Source organism: Variovorax sp. P4_D9 (assembly GCF_056401695.1).
This window is the reverse complement of sequence record NZ_JBFUIU010000687.1, coordinates 1-4,684: the sequence shown is the minus strand read 5'-3', so window position 1 is coordinate 4,684 and position 4,684 is coordinate 1. Positions and strand designations below refer to the sequence as shown.

4 protein-coding genes are annotated in these 4,684 nt (G+C 62.8%); all 4 read left to right on the top strand.

What is annotated here, in order from left to right:
- Nucleotides 1–582: IclR family transcriptional regulator (locus AC1DY5_RS42660; protein WP_478120465.1), on the top strand; the 582-nt coding region annotated here is incomplete at its 5' end.
- Nucleotides 583–724: 142 nt separating this feature from the next.
- Nucleotides 725–1,915, top strand: coding sequence for an ABC transporter substrate-binding protein (locus tag AC1DY5_RS42655; RefSeq protein ID WP_478120464.1), 1,191 nt, complete (start codon nt 725–727; stop codon nt 1,913–1,915).
- An 81-nt stretch (nt 1,916–1,996) separates the two neighbouring features.
- Nucleotides 1,997–2,920 (top strand): branched-chain amino acid ABC transporter permease, encoded by a 924-nt coding sequence (locus AC1DY5_RS42650; RefSeq protein WP_478120463.1) that lies wholly within the window; start codon nt 1,997–1,999, stop codon nt 2,918–2,920.
- The coding region (locus tag AC1DY5_RS42645; protein ID WP_478120462.1) for a branched-chain amino acid ABC transporter ATP-binding protein/permease at nt 2,917–4,684 on the top strand (1,768 nt) is incomplete at its 3' end. The genes AC1DY5_RS42650 and AC1DY5_RS42645, both read left to right, overlap by 4 nt.

Genomic DNA, 4,684 nt, shown 5'->3' with positions numbered 1-4,684 from the left:
ATGTATCACATCGGGCACGATTTCTTGCAACAGGAGCACGAGACGCTCGACAAGCGCGTGCGCAATCACTTCCGCACCGTGCTGGAGCGAGTGTCCGACCTCACGCACGACACGGTCTTCCTATCAGCAAGGCATGGCGTAGATGCGCTCTACATCCACAGCGTGCATGGCGAATATCCGGCCGGTCCGCTGCCGCTGGACGTGGGCGGGCGCCGGCCTCTGGGCGTAGGTGCGGGCAGTCTTTGCCTGCTAGCGGCCTTGCCGGCCCGTGAGCTCGCGCGCACGGTTGAAGCCAACGAAGAGCGTTACGTCCGCTACGGGAGCACGGCGCATGACGTCCGGGCAAAGCTTCGCGTGTTTCGCCGCGACGGCTATGCATTCGACAGCGACACCGTGGTCCACGGCCTCAGTGGTGTCGGGGTGCCTTTGTATGACGACCAGGGCGTGGTCGTCGCGGCCATCAGCGTGCTGTCAACGAACGAGCGGTTGCCGCCGGACCGGCAGCACCAGGTCGTCCGCTGGATCCGAACAGAGGCCGCTCGCGTCGGCGAATTCATCGCCCGCGGGGAGACGCGGTCATGAAATCGCTCAGTCATCAAGCGTTAGCGCAACTTACCAGATGGGGCAAAAAAAGCGACTCGACTTTCCGCCACCGTCGCCCGAGACTTAGTGACCCTAAGGCCCGATGCTCAAGCGAGCATTCCACCTGAACTGAGGAGACATCATGAAATTCGCATCGATCTTTCGGCACCTGGCATTGGCCGCCAGTGTGATGGGCGCCACGTTGGCGCAGGCCCAGGAAATCAAGCTGGCCTATAACGGTGACCTGTCGGCGTCACCGACGGCGCAGAGCGGGCGCGCGGCCGTAGCTGGTATCCAAGCGGCCATCGAAGACATCAACGCCGCCGGCGGCGTTCTGGGGCGCAAGCTGACGCTGGTGGTGCGCGATGACTTGGCGCAGCCCGCCAAATCCATCCAGAACATGGTGGAGCTGATCGACAACGAAAAAGTGGTGGCGGTGCTCGGCCCAACCAACTCAGGCAATGCAATGGCCTGGAAGCGCATTCCCAACGAGAAGCAGATCGTGTCGTTTCAGTCGAATGCGCAGGCCACCGACATCACCAAGCCACTGTCCCCTGGTGCCGACAACTACGTCTTCCGGCTCTCCATGTACGACCGCGCGCAGGCCGCGGGACTGATGGCGTATGCCAAGAAGAGCGGGACCACCAAGCTCGGTTTGCTTACGGAGACCACCGGCTATGGCGAGGGTGCGCTGCGCGACCTCAAGGATCTGGCAAAGGCTCAGGACGTCAAGCTGCTGGCGACGGAGAAGTTCGCGGTTTCGGACACCGACATGACCTCGCAATTGAGCAAGATGAAGGCTGCCGGCGTGGACACTGTCATCGTGTGGGCGCAGGGAACGCCCATGGGGCTGTTGTTGCGCAGCATGGAGAAGCTGAACTACTTTCCGGTCTTTCTTAGCTCTCAGGCCGCGGACAACGTAACCTTCTTCGACGCGGCCGGCAAGGCGCTCGCGAGCCGCGCCATCTTCCTGCGTCCCCTTATCGCGGCGGACACCCCTGCACAGAAGAAGCTGCTTGAACGCGTGCAGTCACAGTTGGCCGCCCCGAGTGCGTATGTCTTCGCGATACAGGGCTATGACTCGACGCTACTCCTGGCTGCAGCTATGCGTCAAGCCAATTCCACGGAGGGGGCGAAGATTCGCGAGGCACTCGAAAACCTGCAACAACCGGTGCAGGGCGTTTACAAGACCTACAACAAGCCTTTCAGCAAGACGCAGCGCGAAGCCATTAACCCTTCAGATGCGAAGTGGACGCGCTGGGTGGGCGACCAACTCACGGAATATAGCGACAGCACTACGAAGTCGCTGACCGCCGCGGACATGAACCTCTGATCCGGCGGCGCCACGCGGCGAGGGCCGGCTTCATCGCCGCACCCGCCGCAGCACCGGTTCAGGCTCTAGTGCTCCAACTATATGGACCTCTCATTCCTGCAAGCTCTCGTCAGCGGCTTGACGATCGGCAGTGCGTATGCACTGATTGCGCTGGGTTTCAGCGTGACCTTCACGACCACTAAGACGCTGAATTTCGCGCATGGCGACTTCGTAACGGCCGGCGCGTTCTCCGGCGTCGCGGTGCTTTTTGCGGCGCTCGGAATCCCGCTCGCGTCGACCACCTTCAGCGGCGCCCATCCCGCAGTACCGTCGCAGATCATCGCGTTGGTGCTCGCCATCTTCGGCACAGGCCTTCTCGGATGGCTGCTCTTCATTTTGGGCGTCAGGCCATTTGCCGGCCGGCCTGGCATGGCGTGGGTAATGAGCACGCTCGGCTTCGGGGTGATTCTGCAAAGCGTCGGGATGGCGATCTGGGGTCCCAAGTCGGTGGTCGTCCCTGGCCTGTTCGGTAACGACGTCATTCGAGTGGCGGGTGTGGGCCTGCTGCCGCAGGAATTGTTGACGCTGGTCGTCGCGGCGGCTGTGATGCTGGCGTTGGACCATGTGATGCGCAAGACGATGGTGGGTAAGGCCATGCGGGCCGTGGCCCACAAGCCGGAAGTCGCCGGTCTCATGGGTATCAACGTGAATGCCATGATGGTGGGCGCCTTCGTGATCAGTTCGGCCCTTGCGGGACTCTCCGGCTTCCTGCTCGCGCCGATCACGCAGTTGTCCCTCTTCATGAGTGTGGCTGTTGGGCTCAAGGGGTTTTCCGCCGCGATCGTCGGCGGACTCGATAGCCCGCGCGGCTGTGTGTTCGGCGGCTTCCTGCTGGGCGTTCTCGAGTCCTACATCAACCTCTGGTCGGCCGAGTGGCGCGAAGTGGCCATCTTCGCGCTCGTGATCGTGGTGCTTACCGTGCGCCCCAACGGCTTGTTCGGCAGGCGTGTGATGGACAAGGTATGAAGAAGCTGCTGCCCTCTTTGATCCCGGTGATTGTCGCGGTGGTTCTCGTCTTCGTCGCCGGCGCAATCTCCAACGATTTCTACCTGCGCATCGGCTTCATGGTCTGTGTGTACTACTTGTGCGGCGCGGGCATGAGTGTGCTCGTGGGCTGGGCCGGACAGAAGTCGCTCGGCCAGGCGGGTCTGTTCGGCGCGGGAGCCTATGCGGCCTCCCTGCTGACGGCTAACACCAGCATGGACGCATGGATCGCGCTTGCGCTAGCGGTCTTGATCGCCGGTGTCTGCGGAGTCTTGATTGCCATACCCGCATTGAGGGTGCGCGGTCCATATCTTGCCATGGTCACACTTGCGTTCGGCATCGTCATCGAGAAGCTCGTGAGCGAATGGACCGACGTCTTCGGCGGCGCGCAAGGCATCTACGGTGTTCGCGCGCTCACATGGTCGGGGGCGCCGCTCACGCTTCGGCAATGGGTGTGGATGGGCATTGGGCTGTCGCTGCTCACCTACCTGTTGACGCGCAATCTCGTGCGAGGACGGCTCGGTCGGGCCTTCCTCTCACTGCAGGCGGACGAGATTGCCGCCGGGTCGGTCGGCGTCAGGGTGTACGGGTACAAGGTACTCGCGTTCACGATCGCCGCACTGACCTGCGGGCTGGCCGGCGGCATGGTGGCGCTGCAGGCGCAGTACATCAACTCGGACTTCATCACCCTGAACCTGTCCATCTTCATCCTGCTGCTCGTGCTGCTCGGCGGCGCGAACTCGATCCATGGTGCGCTGGTGGGCGCCGTGCTGCTGACAATCGTCGATGCGGCACTCGCCAAGTGGCCAGCGGTACAGCACTTCGTGTACGGCGCAGTGTTGCTGTTCGCGCTATACGTCATGCCTGACGGCGTCATGGGTTCGTTCGAGAACTGGTGGACCCGGCGCCGGCAAAAGGTCCGACCGGCCGTGGGAGCGCCGCCCGCTGAAGCACGCTTCGAGCCGCGGTCTGATCCTATTGCCGCACGCGGTGCGGAGGCAGGGCCGCTGCTTGTCGTCGAACGAATCTGCAAGGCGTATGGCGGTGTACGCCCGGCTCAGGACGTGTCGTTCGAACTGCGGCGCGGGCACGTCCAGGCCCTCATTGGTCCGAATGGCGCCGGCAAGAGCACCATGATCAACCTGCTGACGGGCCTGGTTCGGCCCGATTCCGGCACGATCACCTTTCGCGGTGCGTCGGTGAACGGGCGACCATCGCACGCGATCTGCGCGTTGGGCATCGGCCGCACCTTTCAGAATCTGCGGCTGTTCGGCAACCTCACGGTATTGGACAACGTCATGCTKGGCCGGCACTCCCGCATGCGCAACGGCTTCTTCAGCTCGCTGCTTCTGCTGTCATTGGCCCGGCGTGAAGAGGCACTGGCGCGCGAGCGCGCTATCGCACTGTTGCATCTCGTGGGCCTTGAACGGTATGCCGCATCGCCGGCGGCCAAACTCCCCTACGGACTTCAGCGCCGCGTGGAACTTGCGCGGGCGCTTGCGACCGATCCCGAACTGCTTCTGCTCGACGAACCGGCGGCCGGCCTCAACCCGCAGGAAACCGCTGATCTCGGCGATTTGCTGGTGTTGATTAGCAGGCGCGGGCTGACGATCCTCATGGTTGAGCACCACATGGACCTTGTCATGCGTATTTCTGACCATGTCATCGTGCTGGACTATGGCGTGAAGATCGCAGAGGGCACGCCGTCCGAGATACAAGCGAACCCGAAAGTGATTGCCGCTTACC